Raw genomic sequence first — 23,927 nt, 5'->3', positions numbered from 1 at the left:
GTACGAGAAGACTCGCAGCAACGCCCACCCGAGGCTCAACATGAACGCATTACCCATCATCGACATCGCCCCTCTCTACGCTGACGACGCTTTGGCCTGGCCTGCCGTGGCCGATCAGATCGACCGCGCCTGCCGCGACTGGGGCTTCTTCTATATCGTCGGCCACCCCATCGGTAGCGAGCGCATCGACGCCCTGTTCAGTGCGGCGAAGCACTTCTTCGCCCTGCCTGCCGACGACAAACTCAAGATCGATATCACCCAGACCGCCCACCACCGCGGTTACGGTGCCATCGCCACCGAACAGCTCGACCCAAGCAAACCGAGCGATTTGAAGGAAACCTTCGACATGGGTTTCCACATGCCGGCCGATCACCCCGAGGTGCTGGCAGGCAAACCACTGCGAGGGCCGAATCGCCACCCGGATCTACCCGGCTGGGCCGAGCTGATGGAACAGCATTACGCCGATATGCAGGACCTGGCCAAGACCCTGCTGCGCGCCATGGCCATGGCGCTGGACATCGAGCACGATTTCTTCGACGCGCGCTTTCATGAGCCGATCAGCGTGCTGCGCATGATCCACTACCCGCCGCGCCACACCGCCACCAGTGCCGACCAACAAGGCGCCGGCGCACACACCGATTACGGCTGCATCACCCTGCTCTACCAGGACGATGCCGGCGGCCTGCAGGTACGTGCACGCGATGGCGAGTGGATCGACGCGCCGCCGATTGCCGGCAGCTTCGTGGTCAACATCGGCGACATGATGGCGCGCTGGAGCAACGATCGGTACACCTCGACGCCGCACCGGGTGATCAGCCCGCTGGGGGTGGATCGCTACTCCATGCCGTTCTTCGCCGAACCGCATCCCGACACGCTGATCGACTGCCTGCCGAACTGCTCCAGCGCGGACAACCCGGCCAAGTACACACCGGTGACCAGCGCCGCGTACCTGCTGTCGAGGTTCGCCGATACCTATGCCTATCGGCGCGAGGAAGCGCAGGGCTGATGATGGCTCCCACGCTCTGGCGTGGGAGACCAGCCAGGGACGCTCTGCGTCCTTCAGACGCAGAGCGTCTGCAAGGGCATTCCCACGCAGAGCGTGGGAACGATCAGTCCACCCTATGCAGCTGGCTCGCCAGCGCAGCACAATCCTGTCCCACCGGTTAAACTTTGCCAATTACAAAGCCTGACAACGAGAACCGACCATGCCCGAATGGCTGAACGCCCTGCCCAAGGCCGAACTGCACCTGCACCTGGAAGGCTCGCTGGAGCCCGAGCTGCTGTTCGCCCTGGCCGAACGCAACCAGATCGCCCTGCCCTGGGCCGATGTCGAGACCCTGCGCGCGGCCTATGCCTTCAACAACCTGCAGGAATTTCTCGATCTGTATTACGCCGGCGCCAACGTGCTGCGCACCGAGCAGGATTTCTACGACCTGACCTGGGCCTACCTGCAACGCTGCAAGGCGCAGAACGTCATTCATGTCGAACCCTTCTTCGACCCGCAGACCCACACCGACCGCGGCGTTCCCTTCGAGGTGGTGCTGCGCGGTATCCAGCAAGCGCTGCTCGACGGCGAGAAGCAGCTGGGCATCAGCCACGGGCTGATCCTCAGCTTCCTGCGTCACCTGCCCGAGGACGAGGCCTTCAAGACCCTGGAACAAGCCATGCCGTTTCGCGATGCCTTTATCGGCGTTGGCCTCGACAGTTCGGAGAAGGGCTTCCCGCCGCGGCTATTCGAGCGGGTGTTCGCCAAGGCACGCAGCGAAGGCCTGCACGCGGTGGCGCATGCCGGCGAGGAAGGCCCACCCGAATACATCTGGGAGGCGCTGGACCTGCTCAAGATCAAGCGTATCGACCATGGCGTGCGCGCCATCGAAGACGAACGGCTGATGCAGCGCATCATCGACGAGCAGATCCCGCTGACCGTCTGCCCGCTGTCGAACATCAAACTCTGCGTGTTCGAGCACATGGGCCAGCACAACATCCTCGAGATGCTCGAACGCGGCGTGAAGGTGACGGTGAACTCGGACGACCCGGCCTACTTCGGCGGCTACGTCGGCGAGAACTTCGCCGCCCTGCACGAACACCTGGGCATGACCGAAGCCCAGGCCAAGCGCCTGGCGCAGAACAGCCTGGATGCGCGCCTGGCCTGAGCAAGAGCATCGCCGCTGAAGCGCCTCCCACAGTACCCACGCTCCGTGGGAGGGGCTTTAGCCGCGACTGTACGCTCAGTGTTCCTGCAGCTTGCGCCGCTTGCCAGTCACCATCGACAACGGCAGGTTCTCGCGCAGCCGATAGCTCTCAAATAGCGCTGCAGCGATATGCAAGCCGACCACCGCCATGAGGCCGTTGGCACAGAATTCGTGGATTTCCAGCGGCAGATCCGCGCCCCAGAAATAATCGACTTCCTCCATCAGAAAGCCGGTCACGCCCAGACCGAGCATCAGCGTCATCATCAGGAGCATCACCAGCGCGCCCAACGGCGAATGCCCCAGACGGTGATAGGGCTGACCGGCAATCAACGCACGCAAATGCGCACCAAGGCGTGCCGGGGTCGGCCAGAAATCCGCCCAGCGCGCCGCCGGCGTGCCGACGAAACCCCATACCAGGCGGATCGCCAGCCAGGCCACGGCGTAGTAGCCGAACCAGCGATGCCAGTCTTCGCCCTCTTCGGTAAAGAAGTAGTTGGCCAGGAAAGCGCCGGCCAGGGACCAGTGGAACAAGCGCACCACTGGGTCCCACACGCGCACGGTCGCGGCGCTCATCAGCCTTCTACGTTGCTTTTGACCGGCTTGCCGCTGACCGGATCGAAGTAAATCTCGACCTTCTTGCCGTCCTTGTCGAAGCCGTATATTTCGTAGCAGTTGCCACCGGTAACCTTGAACTTGTTGATCTCGTAGCCCTGGGCCTTGAGGTCGGCCTGGAACTTGTCCTGATCCTGCCACTGCGACTTGTCGGCAGTGGTGCATTCGGTGGCGGCGAAGGTCAGCGGGCTGGCCAGAGCCAGAGACAGCAGAAGCAGTTTGCGCATGGTGTAGTCCTCTCGGTGCAGGGGAAAGTGTGTCTGCGGGGACTACTCTGGCGCCTGAACCTTAAGACTCTATTAGCGCACGCAAAATCGTAGCCCGGATGTAATCCGGGAAAGGTGGCTACCGTGCCCGGCCAAACGTAGGAGCCCGCTTGCGGGCGATCCGCATTGTGCAAGCGCCAATCGCCCGCAAGCGGACGCCTACGAGAGGATCGCTACGCTTCGTAGCTCCGGGCTAGCTAAGGCTTAGAAGTCGAAATCGACCTTGGCCCACAAGGTACGGCCCGGCTCGTCGATACGCGTTTCGGCCGGGAAGCCGAAGCCAGCGTCGCCAGCCAGGTTGAGGTGTTCGGCGTAGTTCTTGTCGAGCAGGTTATCCACGCCGGCGCTGAGTTTGACCTGTTGGCTAACGCGGTAAGCGCCATTGAGCGAGAGCACGCCGAAGCCGGCGCTGTCGCCGAAGTCCTGCCCCACCACGTTGCCGCGCCCTTCGGCGATGCGCCCCTGGCCATCGACCACACGCCACAGGGCACCGACGCTCCAGTCGTCACGCTGGTAGGTCAGGCCCAGGCGCGCTTCCAGCGGCGGCATCTGCGGCAGCGCTTCACCGTCGCTGCTGTTCTTGCCCCAGGCGTAGGCCAGGGTCGCGTCGGCCTTCCAGTTGGAGTCGAAGGCGTAGGCCACGCCCAACTCGCCGCCCATGATGCGCGCGTCGACGTTGTCGGCCTGCGTGCTCATGCCACGGTAGTCGAACAGGATGTAGTCGCGGATCTGCCCGACATAGGCCGAGGCCCAGGCCTGCAGCTTGTCGTCCTGGTACTGGATGCCGATATCGAGCTGGGTGGTCTTCTCCGGTTTGATGCCATCGAAGGCGTTGTCCGCGTCGGCCGGGCCATTGAGGCCGGCGGAGAACAGCTCCCAGTAATCGGGGAAGCGCTGCACGTGGCCGATGCCGGCATAGACGGTGGTCGGCGAGTCGGACAGGTCGTGCTCGTAGCGCACGAAACCACTGGGCAAGGTATCGGCGCGGGTCTCGCCCGCCGTCGGGTTGGTCGTGGTCATGCCCATCATGTCGCTGAAGTTCTGCCGGTAGTCCTTGGCCGAGGCGCGATCCAGGCGTGCGCCAGAGATCAGCCGATCACCCTCGGCCAGGCTCCAGGTGGCTTCGGCGAACACGCCGTAGTTGTGCATCAGCGCGTCCTTGTCCCAGGGGAAGCGATCAGCGTCGACATAGGGCATGCCCATCATGCCGCCGCTGGAGCTGCGCTGGCGGTGTTCGCTGCGCTGCGCATCGACGCCGGTGATCAGCTCGACGTCGTCCCACTTCCAGGTCGCGGCCAGGCGTGCACCGAGGGTTCGACGGTCGACCTGCGCCGCCATCGGCCCGGCCATCATGCTGCTCGGGTCCGGCACGCGCAGGCGGAAGTTGTCCATGATGTGGTCGGCGTAGTTGTAGTAGACCTTGGCCTCGACCTTATCCAGCACGCCACCGAGGTTGCTGCGCTCGATGCGCAGGCCGAGGCTTTCGCGCTTGAACTGAGTGCCGTCCATGCCACGACCACCGTAACGCGCTTCGCCATCGCCACGGCCAGCCGTGAGTTCGATCAGGGTATCGGCATCCGGCGTCCAGCCCAGGGCCACGTCGCCGTTCCACTTGTCCCAGCGCGAGGCGATGGTGTCGCCGTCACCGTTGTCGTAATCGTCCGACTGCGAGCGGTTACCCATCACCCGCAGGTAGCCCTGCTCGCTGCCCACGGCGCCATCCAGGGTTCGGTCGAAACGGCCATTGGAGCCGGCCAGCACGCTGGCATGCAGGCGCGCGCCCAGCTCACCGAAACGCTCCGGCTCGCGATCGAAACGCACCACCCCAGCGGACGCGCCCGGCCCCCAGATCACGGTTTGCGGGCCCTTGGTAACGGTCAGCCGATCAAAGGTTTCTGGCGAGATGTAGGAACTGGGTGCGTCCATCCGCCCCGGACAGGCGCCGATCATCTGCCCGCCATCGGTGAGCAGCAGCAGGCGCGAGCCAAACAGGCCGCGCAACACCGGGTCACTGTTGCTGCCACCGCTGCGAATCGCGGAGAAACCGGGAATGGTCTTGAGGTAGTCGGCCGCATCGCTGGCCGGTACCGGCTGGCGTGGATCCTTGGGGTCGGCCACCACGGTCAGCGGCGAGCTTTGCTGGATTGCCGTGATCACCGTGGGCGGCAGTTCGTGCACAGGCTCCTCGGCAGCCTGCAGGGCAGTCATGGAACACAGGCCGCAGGCTACGGCCAGAACGGACAGGGGAAAACGAGCGCGCACGGAAACGGCGCCCGAAACGAAGGAAACGGACATGCGGATACCTGAAAAGTCGATTGGCGAAGAGGCCTGGTAACGGCCTCATGGGAGTGGTGACTTCAGGTGCGCATGGCGGTGCACGTGACAGCGCATGAGGAAAGTTGGCGCCCGGCAGCGGTCGCTCAGGCAACCTCAGGGTGGTATCGCGAGATAACTCCAAGCGGCTCGCGAGCACCGAGCCATTGTCGGCCAGCACCGGACAATGCGAGAGCAGCGAGCAGTAGCCGCAGGCATCCACCTGCAACACTGGGCTGGAGCTGCTCGTTGGGGCCGGCACGCTGCCCGCCCCGTCATGACAGCCAAGCTCGTTCAGCCAGCGCCAGTCAGCCGGCTCGGCACGCAGTTGCGACGCCAGTGGCGCCAGCACGATAAGGACGAACGCCAGCAGCCCAAGCTGGGCGGCGAGCGTGCGCCTGCGTGCCGTGAACAGCATCAGTGCTGGTGCTTGCCTGCATCATGACCGGCAGCATGATCATGGCCTGCCGGCGCATCTTTCTGCACGGCGACCTCAACCTCGACAGCACCGGCTTTCTCGAAGTTGAGGGTCAACGGGAAGCGCTCACCGTCCTTGGCCTGCTGCTTCAGGTTGAACAGCATGACGTGATAGCCCATGGGCTCGAACTTCACCTCGCCATCAGCGGGGATGGCCACGTCCTGCACCTGCTGCATCTTCATCACGCCATCGGCATGCACATGCTCGTGCAACTCGGCCTTGCCGGCCACCGGGGTGCTGACACTGAGCAGACGATCGGCTTCGCTGCCCTTGTTGTGGATGACGAAATAAGCGGCAGCAGTCGGCGCCACCGGCGGCATCTCGCGCGACCAGGGGTGGTCGATATGCAGTTGACCGGCTTCGTACTCGTGGGCCTGCACCAACAGCGCCGGCAGCAGCAGGGTGAGGCCGAGCAGGGTTTTCTTCAGGGTCATGGGGTGTTGCCTCCTGGTTTGGAATCGAATCATGGGTCGAGCCTATAACGTCTTGCGACGATCAAACTGTTCACTCATGCCAGCGGCCGGGTCGATGGCCGCAGTTGGCGAAAGCGCGAGAGTAGCCAGTCAAGAACGAAGACCAGCAGCAGCGAAGCGCCGACCAGCGGGAAGATCACACCGAGCACGATCATCACGCCGATGGCGGTCTTCCAGCGCGGCAGGTCGTGGCGCAGCGGCGGTACACCGAAGCGTCCGGCCGGGCGGCGTTTCCACCACAGCACCAGGCCGCTGACGGAGCTGAAGATGATCAGCAGGCAGATCGCCGCCATCAGCAGTTGGTTGGCCAGGCCGAACAGCTTGCCTTCGTGCAGCATCACCCCGGTTTCCACGGTTTTCGCCACCGGGCCGTAGTCCTGCCAGCGCACGTCTGCGAGTACCGCACCGCTGTATTGATCGAAGTGCAACGTGGCATCGTTGCGTGGATCGTCGGCGAACAGGGCGACGGTGTAAACGCCCTGCTCGCCCTGGGGCAGGCTGATGCTGTAACCAGGCTGGACACCGCGCTCGGCGGCGCTATCGACCACATGCTGCAGCAGGCTGGTGGAGGCCGCTGCGGCCCGATGCCCGGCATGGCCGTGATGCGCGGCATGCGGGTCGGACGCGGGCAGCGGCGTGACTTCCACCGCCCAGGCCACGGTTTGCTGGCTGCTGCTGTTGAGGCTGCCGGTCAGTTGCCCGGACTTGGGCACGTCATCCCACATCGCGGCGGGAAAATGATTCCAGGCACCGGCGAACTGCGCGCCCCAGTAGCCCGTCCAGGTCATACCGGTGAGCAGCATGAACAGCAGCAGTGCGCTGCCCCAGAAGCCGGTGACCGCATGCAGGTCGCGCCACCACAGGCGCCCCCCTGCGCTCAGACGTGGCCACAACACACCCGCCCCGCTGCTGCCGCGCGGCCACCAAAGGTACAGGCCGGATACCACCAGCACGATGCCCCAGCCAGCGGCCAGTTCGATCAGCCGGTCACCAACGGTGCCGATCAGCAGATCACCGTGCAGCTTGCGCACCACCGCCTGCAGATTCCACAGGGCGTCCTGGGCGCCGAGAAGGCTGCCGTTGTAGGGATCGACGAACAGGTTCAGCTCCTGGCCGCCCTGATTGATCACGAACTGCGCACTGCGATCCTGTACAGCGGGCGGCAGGTATTTGCTGACCGTCGCCTGCGGATAGGCTTCGCGGACGATAGCCAGTTGCTGATCGGCACTGAGGCGCTGCTCGGCGACCGGCACCTGCATCAGGTCGGCGTACATCCAGGCGTCGAGCTGCGGTTTGAACAGGTAGATGATCCCGGTGATCGACAGCAGGATCATGAACGGGATGACGAACAGCCCGGCATAGAAGTGCCAGCGCCAGGCCAGGTTGTAGAACGAGGTGGACTCACGCATGACAGGTGCCTCCATAAGGGGTTTCATGAAAGGGGTTCACTACGACCTTCCTTCGTTTCGCAGGAGCGTGCTTCTGCGGCTCGGTACTCCTGAGCGACGCAAACGTCGCCATCCCAACACTGTGCCGCTGAGGCAGATCACCAGACCGCCAAGGCTGAAGGCGATGATCAGAGCTTCGCGCAGCAGCGGGCGTTCCAGCAGCGGCGGCCAGTCCCAGCTATGCAGCAGGTTGAACAGCCAGCGGCCGACGCGCTGGCGCTGGTCATGCCGCGCGATCATCTCGCCGCTGGCCGGGTCGAGGTAGACCCAGGTCTGCTCCGGGTCATCGAAGCGCACCCGCAGCACCGGCAGCGGTCGGTTCTGCGAGCCGTACATGCTTTGCGCATCGCGGGCGAAGTAGTAGGTATCGAAGCGCTCCAGCCACTCGCTTTGCAGTGCCACATCCGGCGCCATGAGGTGGGCCGTATCGAGCAGTTGTTCGCGGGGCAGCTGACGCAGCAAGGTCTCGCCGTGCAGCATGCGGCTCTCGCCGGTCGCAGCTCGTGCCACCAGATAGGTGCGGCCATCGAGGCGACGCCATTCCACCTCGACTACATCCAGCTCCGAGCGCAGCCGTCGCAGTGCGCGGCTAACCGAGAGCGAAACGTCCGCTGCCCGTAGCGCGCCGCCCTGCATCAACGCAGCGTCGAGGCGTGAACGGCTGTCGGTGGTGCCCCAGGGCCGCATGGACATCAGGCCACTGAAGATCCACGCCATCAGCACAACGCCGAACAGCAGGCCGCCGATATGGTGCCAACGCCACCAGCCGCCGGAGTAAGGGCTGCGGGAGCCGTTGCGATAGGGTTTGCGAAAGCGCCAACGCATCAGGCCAACCACCATGCCCAGCACGGCCATGGCCGTGCCCAGCAGGGACAAACCGATCACCAGTACGCGCCAGCCATTGTCGAAACCGAAGCCACCGCGTAGCGGATAGAGCCAGTGGAACCAGGCACCCAGCCAGTTCCAGCGCCGCTCCTGCAGGCTGGCGTCACGCACCACTTCGCCAGTTCTGCCCGACAGGTAGAGCCAGGTACGCTCGGCATCGCCCAGCTCGACCAGATGCAACGGGCGCTCGGCATCCAGCGCACGCGAATGCGTCCAGACGTCCTCCTCGAACTGGCCGCGATAGCGCAGCGGCACATCGCCGGCATATTGCCGAGCGCCAGCCAGCGCCCAGGCTTCGTCGGCACGTTGCAGCGGCTCACCGCTACGCGCATTCAGGGTCACGCGGCGCCCGTCGGCCAACTCCAGCAGATAGAACGGCTGGCCGCCCAGACTGCTCAGACGCAGGCGCCGCAACGGCAGCTGTGCCCATTGCGCCGGCACCTCGGCGCAGCAGCTCGCGGGCAGTGCCGGTAGATGCCCGAGGCGCTCACTGCCGGTCAGCTTGGGGTAGCCGACATACAGCATCACCACCCCGGAGACGAACCACAGCGCCATCAGCAGGCACAGGCCGATACCCAGCCAGCGATGCCAGAGGTACAGCTGGCGTTTCAGCGCCATCAGTAACGCCATTGCACAGCCACTTCCAGGCTGCGCGGCTCGCCCAGGTAGTACTGGGTGTTGCTCTGGTGGATGAAGCGGGCGTAGGTCTCGTCGGTGAGGTTGCGCAACCGCGCGCTGAGCTCGGTGTGAGTATCCAGGTCGTGCTTGAGGAACAACCCGTAGACGGTGTACGACGGCACCCACATGGTGTTGGCGGTGTTGGCATAGACCGAGGAGACATAACGCGCATCGGCCCCCACCTGCCAGTCCGGTGCAACGTCGTAGGTCAACCAGAGGTTGGCCACGCGCTCGGGGATGTTCACCGGGTTCTTGCCCTTGCGCGATACCGCCACACCGCCGACGTTTTCGTTGAACTCGTCGTATTCGGCACGTACCCAGGCGAAGTTACCGGCGGCGAGCAACTGCGGGGTGATCTTGAACGAGGCGGCCAATTCGACACCGGTGGAGGTCTGCTGCCCGGCCTGCTCGGTGGTGTTCGGCACACTGGAAGACGGCACCGAGATGTTCTTGCGCACGATGCGGTACGCCGCCGCCGTCGCCGAGCCGCGACCATCGAGGAAGTCGAACTTGCTGCCCACCTCGATCTGGCGGCCGGTGCTCAGGTCGAAATCGGCGACCTGGGCGACCGAGGCGCTGGTCAGGGTGCCGCCTGGCGGTTCGGCCGAGGTGCTGTATTGGGTGTAGAGGCTGACGGCATCGGTGAGGTCATAGACCAGACCGACGCGTCCGGTGAAGGCATCCCAGCGGCGATCCAGCTCGACGCGGGTTACATGTTCGACCACCTCGAAGTCGATATGGTCGTAGCGCAGCGCGCTGATCAGCGCCAGGCGATCGGTCAGCCGGGTACGGTTCTCGACGAAGGCCGAGGCGGTATCGGTCCAGGTGCTGCGACCCTTTGTACGCGGGGCGTCCATGCCGGGGATGTCGAGAAACTCGCCTGGATCGAAACCGTTGGGGTCTACCGTGTCGAAGTTCGCCGAGATCGACAGCGGGTAGTTGGTCTGCTGGTTGCGGCTGTACTCCAGACCGAAGGCCCAGTCGCTGGCCAGACCGAACAGATCGCCGGCATGGGTCAGCTCGAAGCGGTCGCCATTGACCTCCTGATCATGGCGCTGACGGTAAGCAGCAGAACGGGTCACCTCGGTATTGGCGGCGTTGTAGCGATAACGCTCGAGGTTGCGGTAATCGCGCTGGCCCTTGTAGTGGTAGAAGGTGTTGCGCAGCTGGGTGGCGTCATCGAGGCGGTAGTCGGTAATCGAGCGCAGCCAGCGGGTGCGTTGCTCGTAGCGGCCGTCCTCGACGTTGTAGTTGTTGAAGCGGTTGTGCTTGTCGATACGCAGCTTGCCACTCAGTGGCTGCAACACCGGCGAGCCCCAGTACGGGCTGTCTTCCTGCTCCTCCAGGTACTCGATGGCCAGGGTGTGGGAGAGCTGGTCGTTGATGTCGCTGAGCAGGGAGAAGGCCAGGTTGCCGGCCTGGTTTTCCTGGCGGTCGATATAACCGTTGGTGTGAGTGCGGCTGTAATCCAGGCGCGCGTAATGCCGCGGACCGTCGCCCTCATTGAGCGCCTGATTGACGCCGATGGCGGTTTCCCAGGTGTCGTAGCGCGAGTAGCTGACGCGCCCTTCCAAGCTGTCCTTATCGCGGCTGGCGAGCTTGGTGATGTAGTTCAGGCTGCCGCCAACCGCGCCACTGCCATTGAGGAAGGACGACGGCCCGCCCAGCAGTTCGACGCGATCATAGATCCAGGCGCCAACAGGACGCGCCGAACCGCCGTATTGCAGGTTGATGCCATTGAACAGTTGGCCGATCTGTGCGCCATTGAAACCTCGATAGGCCACGTAGCCGCCCCAGCCGGGTGGTGCCGAGGCGTTCACGCCGGGCAAGGCATTGGCAGCATCCTGAAAGTTGCGTACGCCCAGACGCTCCATGGTCGCCCGATCCGCCACGCTGACCGAGGCCGGATTTTCACGAGCGCTGAGGTTGAGGCGCGAGCCACTCTCGATGGTTTTGTCCAGGTTGATGCCAGTAGCCTCGTCAGGCTCTGCAGCAACGGCAGATACGGTGCTGGCAGGCAGCGTCAAGGCGTCATCTTGCGCCCAGGCAAGGGAGGTGCTGCAGGCGAGCAGCGCCAGGGTGGTCATACGAAACATGTAAGGCTTCCAGGCTTTTGTTCGATAAGCCCGCACGCGACCTAGCCTCAAAGCCAGGTTTAACGGGCGACTTCAGAGCGCAGGAAGCAGGAAGGGAGAAGCGCGGGGATTGGCGGGAGGCCAGCGATAGCGGGTAAGACGGGGAATATGCAGGGCCGCCAGCGGACGCACACGTTCGGCCACGAGCAGGCCGAGCAGCCCGAAGAATGCCGCCAGGATGAGCGCACTGAACAAACTGGCCAAGGCGCAGCCCGTACCGGTAGCCGGGTTGGGCGCAACGATGCCGGAGCCGTCGAGGTCGGCGCCGGCGCCGAAGTTGCCATCGAACGAGCAGTACTGGCCATCCAGACCGCTGAGCTGCATGCCGGCCATCTGGCCGTGGCTGATCGCGCAGACGAACGCACTGAACAGGATGCTGAAGTACAGCACCCAAGCGGTCAGTGAGCGGTCATTGCGGGCCAGTTTCATGGGGCGCGACTCTAAACAGAGGATGGCAGCGCGACACTGCGGTGCGTTGCCGCAGGCACTGCGTACGAGAGTCTAGCAGGGCTTGCTGGCTTTATCGCATCAAGTGCTAACGCCATGGCGCAGCGTCCAGCAAACGCTGGCAGCGCAGTTGCACGAATTCGCGCAGCAGATGCACCGCCTTGCTCAGCTGAGCACGGTGCGCACACACCAGATACAGGGGCGTCGGCTCGCCCAGCCAGTTCGGCAGCAGCACCTGCAGGCGCCCTTCGCGCACGTCTTCGGCGACATCCAGCCAGGACTTGTACACCACACCCCGCCCGGCCACGGCCCAGCGCCGAGTGACATCGGCATCGTCGCAGACCCGGTCACCCGCGACGTTCATCAGTACCTCGCGCTTGCCATCCTGAAAGCGCCAGCGATCATACGCTCGGCCATGCAACATATAGAGCAGGCAGTTGTGCTGATGCAGCTCCTCCACGCTGCGCGGCGAACCGTGCCGGGCGAGATAGGAAGGTGAAGCGCAGAGCACCCGACGATTGTCCGCTGCCACCGGCAGTGCCACCAGGCTGGAATCCTCCGGTGCGCCGTAGCGCAGGGCGATGTCCACCGGCTCACGGAACAGGTCGGTCACCCGGTCGGCCAGCAGCAGACGCAGCTGCAGTTGCGGATGCTCGTCCTGGAACGCGTCGAGCCAGGGCAACAACGTATTGCGCCCCAGATCCGACGGCGCCGATAGCTGCAATACACCGCAAATCCCCTCCTGGCTGCCGACCAGTTGCTGGCGCCCCTCCTCGAGGCTCTGCAACGCCAGCCGGGCATGCACCAGATACAGCTCGCCCTCGGGCGTCAGGCGCAGGCTGCGCGTCGAACGCGCCAGCAGGCGCACCTGCAGCTGCTGCTCAAGACGCTTGAGGGCCGCGCTGGCCACGGCTGGCGAAACATCCAGCAGCCGCGCCGCAGCGGACAGGCTGCCGGTTTCGGCAGTTCGCACGAAGAGTTGCAGGTCGTCGAAACGCAGCATGGCCGCTCACTTTCAAAATAATGATGAAAGAGACTCTATTACCCGCTTCTTTTTCTTTCCACACAAATAAAAGAGCATGGCTTCAATTACCTACCGGAGCCCGCCATGACCACTGCTCTCACACTGATCGCCACCATCAAGGCCCTGCCTGGTCATGCCGAGGCGGTGGCCGCAGGCCTGCAACGTCTGGTCACTGCAACCTGCGCGGAGCCCGGCTGCCTGCAGTACGCGCTGCACCGCAACAAGCTGGACCCGCACCAGTTCGTGATGATCGAACAATGGCGCGACGCCGAGGCATTGGACCAGCATCGTGCAGCGCCGCACTTCCTACACTTCACCAACGCATTCGGCGAGCGGCTTGCGGGTATCGATCTGCTCCCGCTGCAACCCCTTACCTGATTTCTCACAGAGGACCATTTCCATGAAAGCCGTCGCTTACTACCAATCCCTGCCTGCCGACCATCCCGAAGCACTGCAGGACGTGCAGCTGGCCGAACCCACTCCGGGTGCACACGATCTTCTGGTCGAGGTTCGGGCCATCTCGGTCAACCCGGTCGATACCAAGATCCGCCTCGGCGTTACGCCGGAGAATGGTGCCGCCAAGGTGCTGGGCTGGGATGCAAGCGGCGTCGTCAAGGCCGTGGGCAGCGAAGTCACTCTGTTCCAGCCCGGCGACCGGGTGTTCTACGCCGGCGCCATCGACCGTGCCGGCGCCAATAGCGAACTGCACCTGGTCGATGAACGCATCGTTGGCCATATGCCGGGCAGCCTGTCGTTCGCCGAAGCTGCAGCCCTGCCGCTGACTGCCATCACCGCCTGGGAACTGCTGTTCGAGCGCCTGCAGGTTGCCGAGGGCTCGGCCGATCAAGGCCAGAGCCTGCTGATCGTCGGCGCCGCCGGTGGTGTCGGTTCGATTCTCACCCAACTGGCGCGCAACCTGACCGGCCTGACCGTGATCGGTACTGCCTCGCGCCCGGAAACCCAAGCCTGGGTCCGTGATCTGGGCGCACATCATGTAATCGATCACAGCAAGCCGCTGAGCGAGGAACTGGCGCGCATTGGCATCGGCCAGGTCACCCATGTCGCCAGCCTGACCCAGACCGACCAGCACTACGCGCAACTGGTCGAATCCCTGGAGCCGCAGGGACGCCTGGCGCTGATCGACGACCCGCTGCAACCGCTGGATGTGATGCAGCTCAAGCGCAAGAGCCTGTCGCTGCACTGGGAGCTGATGTTCACCCGTTCGCTGTACCAGACCGAAGACATGATCGAGCAGCATCGTCTGCTGGAGCGGGTCTCCGATCTGGTCGACGCCGGCGTGATCAAGACCACCCTCGGTGAGCATTTCGGCACCATCAATGCCGCCAACCTGCGTCGCGCTCATGCGCTGCTGGAGAGTGGCAAAGCCAAGGGCAAGATCGTGCTCGAAGGGTTCTGAGGCGCGATGATGTGGTGGGCCGACCCAGTCACGTTTCCTTCGCGGTACCGCTTATCGCGAAGCGGCCATCACGCTGGTCGGCCATTTGATTTAGATCAGAAAAAGGTCATGCAAGCGAACTATCCTGATTGTCCCCAACAAGCACCGGCGACTCGTCGCAGCTTAAGGAGGTGGTTCGCATGAAAGTTCTCGTTCAGCCGCGTGATCAGGGCGGCGAATGCCTGTGGCAGGTACGACTGGATCAACATTGCGTGAGTTTTCGCAGCGAAGAGGAGGCCCGCCAGTTCGCCGCCAGGCTCGAAGCCCGCTTGCGCGCGCCACACAAGCTGCCCGACTGGCCCGTGCAGCGTCAGGCGGGCTGAATCTCAGCCTTGATAGCAATGTCGTAGGGTGCGCTGCGCAGCGAAAAAACGGGCTAGCCCCTGGAGCGCACAGTGCACCCTACTTCTCGCCTGACGCCTGACTGACCGGCATCAGGCGCAACGCCGGACTGCGCAGCATGTCCAGCACGGTATCGACCAGCGCTGGCGCCTGCTGCGCGAGGTCGAAGTTGGGCACCAGCAACCAGTTGGACTCGATACCTTCCATATAGGCATGCAGACAGACGGCAGCCCGCGCGCAGTCCAGGTCGCTCGGCAACTGGCCCTTGTTGACCGCGTTGCTCAGCGCTTTGGCGATGCGCTGATCACACTCAATGCTCAGCGCCTGCATGCGCTCGCGCAGGCCGAGCAGCTCACCGGTGTATTCGCACTTGTAACGCAGGATGTCGTGGGTGCGGTGGGTCTGCGGCTCGCAAGCGAGGCGCGTCAGTGCCTTGATCAGCAATTCACGCATGCAGCCCAGCGGGTCAGGCTCGTCCTCGCTCTCGCTGGCACGCGCCAGTTCCTCGAGCGGCAGGCGCAGACGTTCGAGCATCGCCTGAAACAGATCGATCTTGTTCTCGAAATGCCAATAGATGGCGCCGCGGCTGACGCCGGCTTCTTTCGCTACCTCGGCCAGAGACGCACGGGAAACGCCCTGGGCATGGAACACCCGCTCGGCGGCATCGAGTATCTGCACCCGCGTCGCCTGCGCTTCCTCTTTGGTTCTTCTGGCCATCTGTCACCTACTGTCGCATTGCCGTAACCCTTCGGTAAGGAAGGACGGGCGAGAGTATGCAGGCAGCTTTAGGCATTTACAAACATTCACGTACGTAAGTATATTCCTGCATCGATTTTTTCCCTGCCTTCGTCCCCTTCGCGCCCCTTGGGCCATGATTCGATAAAAACGAGGTTCTCAGATGCACTCGAAGCCAGCCTTCGCTGTCTTGGTTTCCGCCATCGCCGTGGCAATGCTCAGTCTCACCGGCTGCCAGGAATCCAGCGCCCCACAGACCCAGCAAACCCCGCAAGTCGGAGTGGTCACGCTCGAAGCCAAACCCTTTGCACTGACCAGTGAAGTGCCGGGGCGCACCAGCGCCTATCGCATCGCCGAGGTGCGCCCACAGGTCAACGGCATCATTCAGAAGCGCCTGTTCACCGAAGGCAGCGAGGTCAAGGCGGGCCAGCAGCTGTACCAGATCGACCCGGCCACCTACGAAGCAACGTTCAAGAGCGCGCAAGCCACGCAGCTTTCCGCCAAGTCCCTGGCTGATCGCTACAAGCTGCTGGTTGCCGACAAGGCCGTCAGCCAGCAGGCCTATGACGAAGCCCGCGCTGCCGGTCTGCAGGCCGATGCCGCACTGGAGCAGGCGCGCATCGACCTGCGCTACACCAAGGTGATGGCGCCGATCAGCGGTCGCATCGGCCGCTCCGCGGTGACCGAAGGTGCACTGGTCAGCAACGGTCAAGCCAACGCCATGGCCACCATCCAGCAGCTCGACCCGATCTACGTCGACGTCACCCAATCGAGCAAGGAACTGCTGCGCCTGCGCCGTGACCTGGCCGAGGGCCGTCTGCAGAAGGCCAGCGACAGCGCCGCCAAGGTCGCGCTGAAACTGGAAGACGGCAGCCGCTACGCCCATGAAGGCACGCTGGAGTTCTCCGAGGTGGCAGTGGACGAAAGCACCGGCTCGGTGACCCTGCGCGCGGTGTTCCCCAACCCCGATCACCTGCTGCTGCCGGGCATGTTCGTGCATGCCGAGCTGCTCTCCGGCGTCAAGCAGAACGCCATTCTCGCCCCTCAGCAAGGTGTGACCCGCAACCAGCGCGGCGAACCCACGGCGATGGTGGTGGGTGCAGACAACAAGGTTGAACTGCGCGTGCTCAAGGCTGATCGCACCGCCGGCAGTGCCTGGCTGGTAGAGGAAGGCCTGAACGAAGGCGACCGCCTGATCACCGAGGGTCTGCAGTTCGTACAGCCTGGCGCCGAGGTCAAGGCCGTGCCGGCCAGCAACGTCAAGACCGAACAGCCTGCCCAAGACGCCGAACAAGCCAGCGGCCAGGACTAACGGAGAAGTACTGAATGTCCAGATTCTTTATCGACCGGCCGATCTTCGCCTGGGTGATCGCCCTGGTGATCATGCTGGCGGGTGGCCTGTCCATCCTCAAGCTGCCGATCAACCAGTACCCGAGCATCGCGCCGCCTGCCGTTGCCATTCAGGTTTCCTACCCGGGCGCCTCGGCGCAGACGGTGCAGGACACCGTGGTGCAGGTGATCGAGCAGCAGCTCAACGGTATCGACGGCCTGCGCTACGTCAGTTCGTCGAGCAACTCCGACGGCAGCATGGAGATCATCGTTACCTTCGAACAGGGGGTGAACCCGGATATTGCCCAGGTTCAGGTGCAGAACAAGCTGCAACTGGCCACCCCGCTGCTGCCACAGGAAGTCCAGCAACAGGGCATCCGTGTGACCAAGTCGGTGCGTAACTTCCTGATGGTCATCGGCGTGGTGTCGAAAGACGGCAGCATGACCCGTGAGGACCTGTCCGACTACATCGTCTCCAACCTGCAGGACCCGATCTCGCGGACCAAGGGCGTCGGCGACTTCCAGGTGTTCGGCGCGCAGTATGCGATGCGCATCTGGCTCGACCCGGCCAAGCTCAACAGCTTCCAGCTGACCCCGGTTGACGTACGCAGCGCCATCCAGGCGCAGAACGTGCAGATCTCCTCCGGCCAGTTCGGCGGCCTGCCGGCGGCGCCGGGCAATCAGCTCAACGCCACCATCATCGGCAAGACGCGCCTGCAGACCCCGGAAGAGTTCCGCAAGATTCTGCTCAAGGTTCAGCCCGATGGCTCCCAGGTGCGTCTGGGTGATATCGCCAAGGTCGAGCTGGGCGGCGAGAACTACGCCATCAACGCGCAGTTCAACGGCCTGCCGGCCTCCGGTCTGGCGATTCGTCTGGCCACTGGTGCCAACGCCCTGGACACCGCCAAGGCGGTGCGTGAAACCATCGCCAATCTCGAGCCGTTCTTCCCGGCCGGCATGGAAGTGGTCTTCCCCTACGACACCACACCGGTAATCTCGGCCTCCATCGAAGGGGTGGTGCACACCCTGTTCGAGGCCATCGTGCTGGTGTTCCTGGTGATGTTCCTGTTCCTGCAGAACCTGCGCGCCACCATCATCCCGACCATGGCGGTGCCGGTGGTACTGCTCGGCACCTTCGGCATACTTGCCGCGTTCGGTTTCTCCATCAACACCCTGACCATGTTCGCCATGGTCCTGGCCATCGGCCTGCTGGTGGACGATGCCATCGTGGTGGTGGAGAACGTCGAGCGGGTGATGCGCGAGGATGGACTGTCGCCCAAGGAAGCGACGCGCAAGTCCATGGGGCAAATCCAGGGTGCATTGGTGGGTATTGGCCTGGTGCTCTCGGCAGTGTTCCTGCCGATGGCGTTCTTCGGCGGCTCCACCGGGGTGATCTATCGGCAGTTCTCCATCACCATCGTCTCGGCCATGGCCCTGTCGGTACTGGTGGCGCTGATCTTCACCCCTGCCTTGTGCGCCACCCTGCTCAAGCCCATCGACAGTGACCACCACGAGGCCAAACGCGGCTTCTTCGGCTGGTTCAACCGCACCTTCGAGCGCGGCAGCAACGCCTATCAACGTGGCGTGGCGGGCATGATCAAGCGCAAGACGCCGTACCTGCTGCTGTACCTGGTGATCGTCATCATCATGGCCTGGATGTTCACCCGCATCCCTACCGCCTTCCTCCCCGAGGAAGACCAGGGCGTGCTCTTCGCCCAGGTGCAGACGCCGTCCGGCTCCAGTGCCGAGCGCACCCAGGTGGTGGTCGACGAGATGCGCCAGTACCTGCTGGAGGACGAGGCGAGCACGGTCAAATCGGTATTCACCGTCACCGGCTTCAACTTCGCCGGCCGTGGTCAGAGCTCCGGTATGGCCTTCATCATGCTCAAGCCTTGGGGTGAACGTCCCGGCGCCGAGAATGGCGTAGCCGCACTGGCGCAACGTGCGCAGATGCACTTCTTCAGCTTCCGCGATGCGATGGTGTTCGCCTTCGCCCCGCCGGCGGTGATGGAGATGGGTAACGCCACTGGCTTCAACTTCTTCCTGCAGGATCAGGCGGGTGTTGGCCATGAGGTGATGAACGAGGCACGTGACAAGTTCCTGCAACTGGCCAACCAGCACCCGGTGCTCGACAGCGTGCGTGCCAACGGCCTGCGCGACGAAGCGCAGTACCAGTTGCTGATCGATGACGAGCGCGCCCGCGCCCTCGGCCTGTCGCTGGCGGACATCAACAGCACCCTGTCGATTGCCTGGGGGGCCAGCTACGTCAACGACTTCATCGACCGCGGTCGAGTGAAGAAGGTCTACCTGCAAGGCGTCTCCGACGCGCGCATGAGCCCGGAAGACCTGAACAAGTGGTACGTGCGCAACGACCAGGGCCGCATGGTGCCGTTCAGTGCTTTCGCCAGTGGCGAATGGACCTATGGCGCACCGAAGCTGGCGCGCTACAACGGCGTGTCGGCAGTGGAAATCCTCGGTGCTCCGGCGCCCGGCTACAGCACTGGTGATGCCATGGCCGCCGTCGAGGAAATCGCCTCGCAGCTGCCACAGGGCGTCGGCTACTCCTGGACCGGGTTGTCCTACGAGGAGCGCCTGGCAGGCTCGCAGACCACTGCACTGTTCGTGATCTCCGCCATCGTGGTGTTCCTGTGCCTGGCAGCACTGTACGAGAGCTGGTCGATCCCGTTCTCGGTGATGCTGGTGGTGCCGCTGGGGATCATCGGCGCCTTGATGTTCACCGAGCTGCGTGGCCTGTCCAACGACGTGTTCTTCAAGGTCGGCCTGCTCACCACCATCGGTCTGTCGGCGCGTAACGCGATCCTTATCGTCGAGTTCGCCAAAGCCCAGTACGAACAGGGCATGACCTTCGCCGAGGCGGCCATCGAAGCCTGCCGCATGCGCTTGCGCCCGATCATCATGACTTCGCTGGCGTTCATCCTCGGCTGTCTGCCGCTGGCCATCGCCAGTGGTGCCGGCGCCGGCAGCAAGCACGCCATCGGTACCGGGGTGATCGGCGGCATGCTCAGCGCGATGATCCTGGCGATCTTCTGGATCCCACTGTTCTACGTCGTGGTCTGCTCGATTTTCGAGAAGAAGCGCCCCGAGCCGACCCGTGAAAACGAGAAGGAGGTACTGCAATGAGGCAGTCCCTGTTGTCCCTGGCCGTGGCCGCCGCACTGCTCAGCGGCTGCAGCCTGATTCCCGACTATCAGCGCCCTGACGCTCCGGTGGCCGCCGACTGGCCGCAAGGCGAAGCCTATGGCAGCGCCGCCAGCGAAGGCAGCCGTGCGGCGGCCGACCTGCAATGGCGCGAGTTCTTCCGCGACCCGGCGCTGCAGCAACTGGTGCAGGTGGCACTGGAGAACAACCGCGACCTGCGTGTCGCTGCGCTGAACGTCGAAGCCTATCGCGCGCTTTACCGCATCCAGCGTGCCGACCTGCTGCCTTCGGTTTCCGCCGACGGCGCCGGCACTCGCCAGCGCCTGCCTGCCGATCTGAGCCAGACCGGTGAAGCCCGTACCAGCGGTCAGTACAGCGCCACCCTGGGCGTCAACGCCTGGGAGCTGGACTTCTTCGGTCGTATCCGCAGCCTCAGCGAGCAGGCTCTGCAGCAGTACCTGGCCACCGAACAGGCCCAGCGCAGCACGCAGATCAGCCTGGTCGCCAGCGTCGCCAACGCCTACCTGCAATGGCAGGCGGATCAGGCGCTGCTGCAACTGACCCAGGACACTCTGAAGACCTTCGAGGAAAGCTACCAGCTGACCCAGCGCAGCTTCGACGTCGGTGTCGCCGATGCCCTGGCCCTGAGCCAGGCACGCAGCTCGGTGGACAGCGCCCGCGTCAGCCTGGCGCAGTACCAGCGCCTGGTCGCTCAGGATCGCAACGCCCTGATTCAACTGCTCGGCACCGGCCTGCCGGCCGACCTGCCGCAAGGTCTGGCATTGAACGCCGAACTGCTGGAGCAGGTACCGGCTGGCCTGCCCGCCGACCTGCTGCAGCGTCGCCCCGACCTGCTGCAGGCCGAGTACCAGCTCAAGGCGGCCAACGCCAATATCGGCGCGGCGCGTGCGGCGTTCTTCCCCAGCATCAGCCTGACCGCCAATGCCGGCACCGCCAGCAGCCAGCTGTCCGGTCTGTTCGACGGCGGCTCGGGTACCTGGCTGTTCCAGCCGCAGATCAGCCTGCCGATCTTCAACGCCGGCCGTCTGCGCGCCAACCTCGACTATGCCGAACTGCAGAGTGACATCCAGGTCGCGCAGTACGAGAAAGCCATCCAGGTGGCCTTCCAGGAGGTCGCTGACCGCCTGGCTGCGCGCACCACCTACCGCCAGCAACTGGACGCCCAGCGCGCCCTGCTGGAAACCACCGAGACCTATTACGACCTGGCCGAACGGCGCTACCGCACCGGCGTGGACAGCTACCTGACCCTGCTCGATGCCCAGCGTCAGCTGTTCAGCGTGCGCCAGCAACTGATCGCCGACCGCCTAGCCCAGCTCAGCAGTGAAGTGGAGCTGTACAAGGCCCTGGGTGGTGGCTGGAGCAATACGGGGAGCAACGCCCCACAAGGTTGACCGCGCGTAACCCGCTTCAAGGACGACCTTATCCAACGCGCCGCCCCCGCAGTCTTTGCGGGGGCGTTTTTTTGGTTTTTCACACAGTTTGGGGAAAGTGCGGGTTGACACCGGACTGGCATGTTTGTGTGCGTATCGCTTACTGACTTGGCACTATCCATTACCGAGTCCACTGAGCGTTTGGGTTGCGCCCCTTACGGGCGCCACACCTTTCTTGCTTGCCCAAGAAAGGTGTGCCAAAGAAGGGCACCCCGACATCCGGGTTTCGCTACGCGAAACGTCCCTCGCTCCGGCGCTGCTCCGGGGGCCGGCTTACAAGGGCCATCCATGGCCCTTTAAGCCTTTCGCCGCATCCATGCGGCTCGCTCCCCTACGCAACACCTCCGCTCGGCCTCCTGAAGGGGACCGGGCCGCGAGCTTGCGAAATCTCCGGAAGATCAAAGTCGGTAGCGTTTGGTTTTTGCTCTTGAAGCGCGATCTCACAGACGACGCCCAAATCCCCTTCAGGAGGCCGAGTGGAATCGCCGTGGAAGGGGTTGAGCGGCATGGATGCCGCGAGAGCCGTGATGGGCCAGGGATGGCCCTTCTCGGCGTGCCCGTGTAGTGGTGATGGAGCGAGGGAACCCCGGCGCAGCCGGGGCCGTATGTAGGGGTGTGTTTCTTTGCTTACTTTCTTTGCACAAGCAAAGAAAGTGAGTCGCCCGTAAGGGGCGAAACCCATCAGATCAGACGACACGCTAACGGATAGTGCCAAGTCATCGACAGCTAACACGTAGTTGCCAGTCCGGTATCAAGCGTATCTCCCCACGAGAATCTTTTTTATTCGGCCCGACGTGCGCTTGCCAGTGCAGTCAGAGTTCGGACTTGAGCGTCTCGAACGCTTCCTCGAGATAACTGGCCACGGGCTTGGGCTGACCCAGCTGCTCCTGCCAGGTCTGGATCGCCAGGCGCATGGCGCCCAGAGACGCCATGGCCACCACGCGCAGGGTCATGCGCCGCTCGGGTTGGCGCCATACCTCACAGAGCGTGGCGAACAGTTGCCTCTCCTGCTCGGCGTAATACGCCTGCTTGCGCGCCAGCAGCGACTCGCTGGAGCGCATCAGGCGGTCGATGGCCGCCATCTGCTCGGTGGTGTAGCGGGAAATATGACTCACCAATACATCGCGCACGGCGTCCAGCGGCGCGATATCCGGCGACACCTGCAGCAGCTCGCTATGGATGCTGGCCCAGCCGGCCTCCTGCCAGGACAGGATGACGTCATCCTTCGACTTGAAATAGGAAAAGAAGGTACGCCGCGAGATACCCGCCTCGGCGGCGATCGCGTCGAGCGTGGTGCTTTCGTAACCATTTGTGAGAAACAACTGCAGCCCGACTTCGGCGATACGCTGCCGAGTGGCCCGGCGCTTGCGCTCTCGCAGGCCTTCGGCAGGTGCATGGCCCTCGGGAGGGAGAGATTCGGTCATTCCAATAGCCTATTGCGATAATTGCACTGAGTGCACTAATGTTTGCACCCAGTGCAATTATTAATGCATTCAGATTAACGCCCCATTCTGAGGCAAGGCAACGATCATGGCCAACTGGACCACTTCCGATATTCCCTCGCTACACGGTCGCACCGCCGTCATCACCGGCACCGGTGGGCTCGGCTTCGAAGACGCAAAAGCCCTGGCCGAAGCGGGAGCGCGGGTGATACTCGCCGGCCGCAACCCTTCGCGTGGCGCGGCTGCCGTCGAGCAGATCCGCCAACTCAATCCGGGCTGCGACGTCTGCTTCGAGCAGTTGGACCTGGCCAGCCTCGATTCCATCGACGCCTTCGCCAAACGCCTTGGCGACTCCGATGGCCACATCGACCTGCTGATCAACAACGCCGGGGTGATGACGCCGCCGCAGCGCCAGGAGACGGCCGACGGCTTCGAACTGCAGTTCGGCACCAACCACCTCGGTCACTTCGCCCTGACCGCCCAGCTGTTGCCGCTGCTGCGCAAGGGCGACCAGCCGCGCGTCGTCAGCCTCTCCAGCATCGCTGCCAGGCAAGGCGCCATCGACCTGAGCGACCTGCAATCCACCCGTGGCTACAAGCCGATGGTCGCCTACAGCCAGTCCAAACTGGCCTGCCTGATGTTCGCCCTGGAACTGCAACGCCGCAGCAACGCGGCTGGCTGGGGTATCCGCAGTATCGCGGCGCATCCGGGTGTGTCACGTACCGAACTGCTGCCCAATGGCGCCGGCAAGTGGAGCGCAGCCGGCAGTGCCCGGCGCCTGCTCTGGTTCCTGTTCCAGCCAGCGGCTCAGGGCGCGCTGCCGACGCTGTTCGCCGCGACCGCCCCGCAAGCTCAGGGCGGCGCCTACTACGGCCCGAACAGGCTGAGCGAAACCCGCGGTTACCCCGTCCTCGCCAGAACGCCGCTGCAGGCAATGGACCTGGGTATGGCCAGACGCCTGTGGAACGAATCCGAACGCCTCACCGGCATGTCATTTCCCGCCGCGCCTTTGCGGGTCACCAAGCCCTACCAACTCTTTCCATAGCCTGAACAGCCGCCAGG

20 protein-coding genes and 1 pseudogene are annotated in these 23,927 nt (G+C 63.9%); 9 read left to right on the top strand and 12 right to left on the bottom strand.

Annotated features, from left to right (window positions below; all coding sequences use genetic code 11):
* Positions 1-40 precede the first annotated feature (40 nt).
* Both BLS08_RS18060 and BLS08_RS18055 read left to right on the top strand, forming a co-directional pair.
* Positions 41-1,006, top strand: a complete 966-nt coding sequence (locus BLS08_RS18060) for a 2-oxoglutarate and iron-dependent oxygenase domain-containing protein (RefSeq protein WP_017675423.1) — start codon at positions 41-43, stop codon at positions 1,004-1,006.
* Between the two features lie 199 nt (positions 1,007-1,205).
* Entirely contained in the window at positions 1,206-2,153 is a 948-nt protein-coding gene (locus BLS08_RS18055) for an adenosine deaminase (protein WP_017675424.1), read from the top strand.
* A gap of 75 nt (positions 2,154-2,228) precedes the next feature.
* Here the strand turns inward: BLS08_RS18055 and BLS08_RS18050 are convergent, their stop codons facing one another.
* The 10 genes and pseudogenes from BLS08_RS18050 to BLS08_RS18005 form a co-directional block, all read right to left on the bottom strand.
* On the bottom strand, positions 2,229-2,765 hold the full coding sequence (locus BLS08_RS18050) for a cytochrome b/b6 domain-containing protein (RefSeq protein ID WP_017675425.1): 537 nt from the start codon (positions 2,763-2,765) through the stop codon (positions 2,229-2,231).
* Entirely contained in the window at positions 2,765-3,031 is a 267-nt protein-coding gene (locus tag BLS08_RS18045; RefSeq protein ID WP_017675426.1) for a PepSY domain-containing protein, read from the bottom strand. The genes BLS08_RS18050 and BLS08_RS18045 overlap by 1 nt, the downstream gene beginning before the upstream one ends.
* Before the next feature lie 243 nt (positions 3,032-3,274).
* A complete protein-coding gene (locus BLS08_RS18040) occupies positions 3,275-5,365 on the bottom strand; it encodes a TonB-dependent copper receptor (RefSeq protein ID WP_017675427.1) in 2,091 nt (696 codons plus the stop codon).
* An 85-nt stretch (positions 5,366-5,450) separates the two neighbouring features.
* Positions 5,451-5,801: pseudogene (locus BLS08_RS18035) on the bottom strand (DUF2946 domain-containing protein); the annotation flags it as partial.
* Entirely contained in the window at positions 5,801-6,295 is a 495-nt protein-coding gene (locus tag BLS08_RS18030) for a copper chaperone PCu(A)C (RefSeq protein WP_017675428.1), read from the bottom strand. The pseudogene BLS08_RS18035 and the gene BLS08_RS18030, both read right to left, overlap by 1 nt.
* Positions 6,296-6,369: 74 nt before the next feature.
* Positions 6,370-7,743, bottom strand: coding sequence for a PepSY-associated TM helix domain-containing protein (locus BLS08_RS18025; RefSeq protein WP_017675429.1), 1,374 nt, complete (start codon positions 7,741-7,743; stop codon positions 6,370-6,372).
* A gap of 39 nt (positions 7,744-7,782) precedes the next feature.
* On the bottom strand, positions 7,783-9,279 hold the full coding sequence (locus BLS08_RS18020) for a PepSY domain-containing protein (protein ID WP_026088434.1): 1,497 nt from the start codon (positions 9,277-9,279) through the stop codon (positions 7,783-7,785).
* Positions 9,280-9,284: 5 nt separating this feature from the next.
* Positions 9,285-11,441, bottom strand: coding sequence for a TonB-dependent receptor (locus BLS08_RS18015; RefSeq protein ID WP_017675431.1), 2,157 nt, complete (start codon positions 11,439-11,441; stop codon positions 9,285-9,287).
* 72 nt (positions 11,442-11,513) lie between these two features.
* Positions 11,514-11,909 carry a DUF2946 domain-containing protein gene (locus BLS08_RS18010; protein ID WP_017675432.1) on the bottom strand — a complete coding sequence of 132 codons (396 nt, stop codon included), beginning with the start codon at positions 11,907-11,909 and terminating at the stop codon, positions 11,514-11,516.
* 106 nt (positions 11,910-12,015) lie between these two features.
* Positions 12,016-12,930 (bottom strand): LysR family transcriptional regulator, encoded by a 915-nt coding sequence (locus BLS08_RS18005; RefSeq protein ID WP_017675433.1) that lies wholly within the window; start codon positions 12,928-12,930, stop codon positions 12,016-12,018.
* A gap of 105 nt (positions 12,931-13,035) precedes the next feature.
* Here BLS08_RS18005 and BLS08_RS18000 point away from each other — a divergent pair, with 105 nt between their 5' ends.
* The 3 genes from BLS08_RS18000 to BLS08_RS17990 all read left to right on the top strand — a co-directional run bounded on the left by BLS08_RS18000 (position 13,036) and on the right by BLS08_RS17990 (position 14,730).
* Entirely contained in the window at positions 13,036-13,329 is a 294-nt protein-coding gene (locus BLS08_RS18000; RefSeq protein ID WP_021489414.1) for a putative quinol monooxygenase, read from the top strand.
* A gap of 22 nt (positions 13,330-13,351) precedes the next feature.
* Complete coding sequence (locus tag BLS08_RS17995; protein ID WP_055986948.1) at positions 13,352-14,368, top strand: zinc-binding alcohol dehydrogenase family protein; 1,017 nt, start codon at positions 13,352-13,354, stop codon at positions 14,366-14,368.
* A 179-nt stretch (positions 14,369-14,547) separates the two neighbouring features.
* Positions 14,548-14,730 (top strand): hypothetical protein, encoded by a 183-nt coding sequence (locus BLS08_RS17990; protein ID WP_017675436.1) that lies wholly within the window; start codon positions 14,548-14,550, stop codon positions 14,728-14,730.
* Positions 14,731-14,809: 79 nt separating this feature from the next.
* Here BLS08_RS17990 and BLS08_RS17985 read toward each other — a convergent pair whose 3' ends face one another.
* A complete protein-coding gene (locus tag BLS08_RS17985; RefSeq protein ID WP_055986946.1) occupies positions 14,810-15,466 on the bottom strand; it encodes a TetR family transcriptional regulator in 657 nt (218 codons plus the stop codon).
* Positions 15,467-15,647: 181 nt separating this feature from the next.
* On the opposite strand from BLS08_RS17985, the gene BLS08_RS17980 reads away from it, so the two are divergent.
* The 3 genes from BLS08_RS17980 to adeC are packed head-to-tail and all read left to right on the top strand — an operon-like array spanning position 15,648 to position 21,384.
* The gene (locus BLS08_RS17980) at positions 15,648-16,796 is read left to right on the top strand and encodes an efflux RND transporter periplasmic adaptor subunit (protein ID WP_055986944.1); all 1,149 of its coding nucleotides are present in this window, start codon (positions 15,648-15,650) and stop codon (positions 16,794-16,796) included.
* 14 nt (positions 16,797-16,810) lie between these two features.
* Positions 16,811-19,954, top strand: a complete 3,144-nt coding sequence (locus BLS08_RS17975) for an efflux RND transporter permease subunit (RefSeq protein ID WP_017675439.1) — start codon at positions 16,811-16,813, stop codon at positions 19,952-19,954.
* Positions 19,951-21,384 carry an AdeC/AdeK/OprM family multidrug efflux complex outer membrane factor gene (gene adeC, locus BLS08_RS17970; protein WP_017675440.1) on the top strand — a complete coding sequence of 478 codons (1,434 nt, stop codon included), beginning with the start codon at positions 19,951-19,953 and terminating at the stop codon, positions 21,382-21,384. The genes BLS08_RS17975 and adeC overlap by 4 nt, the downstream gene beginning before the upstream one ends.
* A gap of 851 nt (positions 21,385-22,235) precedes the next feature.
* Here adeC and BLS08_RS17965 read toward each other — a convergent pair.
* Positions 22,236-22,847 carry a TetR/AcrR family transcriptional regulator gene (locus tag BLS08_RS17965; RefSeq protein ID WP_055986943.1) on the bottom strand — a complete coding sequence of 204 codons (612 nt, stop codon included), beginning with the start codon at positions 22,845-22,847 and terminating at the stop codon, positions 22,236-22,238.
* 106 nt (positions 22,848-22,953) lie between these two features.
* Between BLS08_RS17965 and BLS08_RS17960 the strand changes: the two genes are divergently transcribed.
* Complete coding sequence (locus BLS08_RS17960; RefSeq protein ID WP_055986940.1) at positions 22,954-23,910, top strand: SDR family oxidoreductase; 957 nt, start codon at positions 22,954-22,956, stop codon at positions 23,908-23,910.
* The last annotated feature ends 17 nt before the right edge of the window (positions 23,911-23,927 follow it).

Origin of the sequence: Ectopseudomonas chengduensis (genome assembly GCF_900102635.1) — a bacterium.
In the GTDB taxonomy this organism is placed as follows: Bacteria; Pseudomonadota; Gammaproteobacteria; order Pseudomonadales; family Pseudomonadaceae; genus Aquipseudomonas; species Aquipseudomonas chengduensis.
This window is presented reverse-complemented; position numbering and strand designations above follow the sequence as displayed.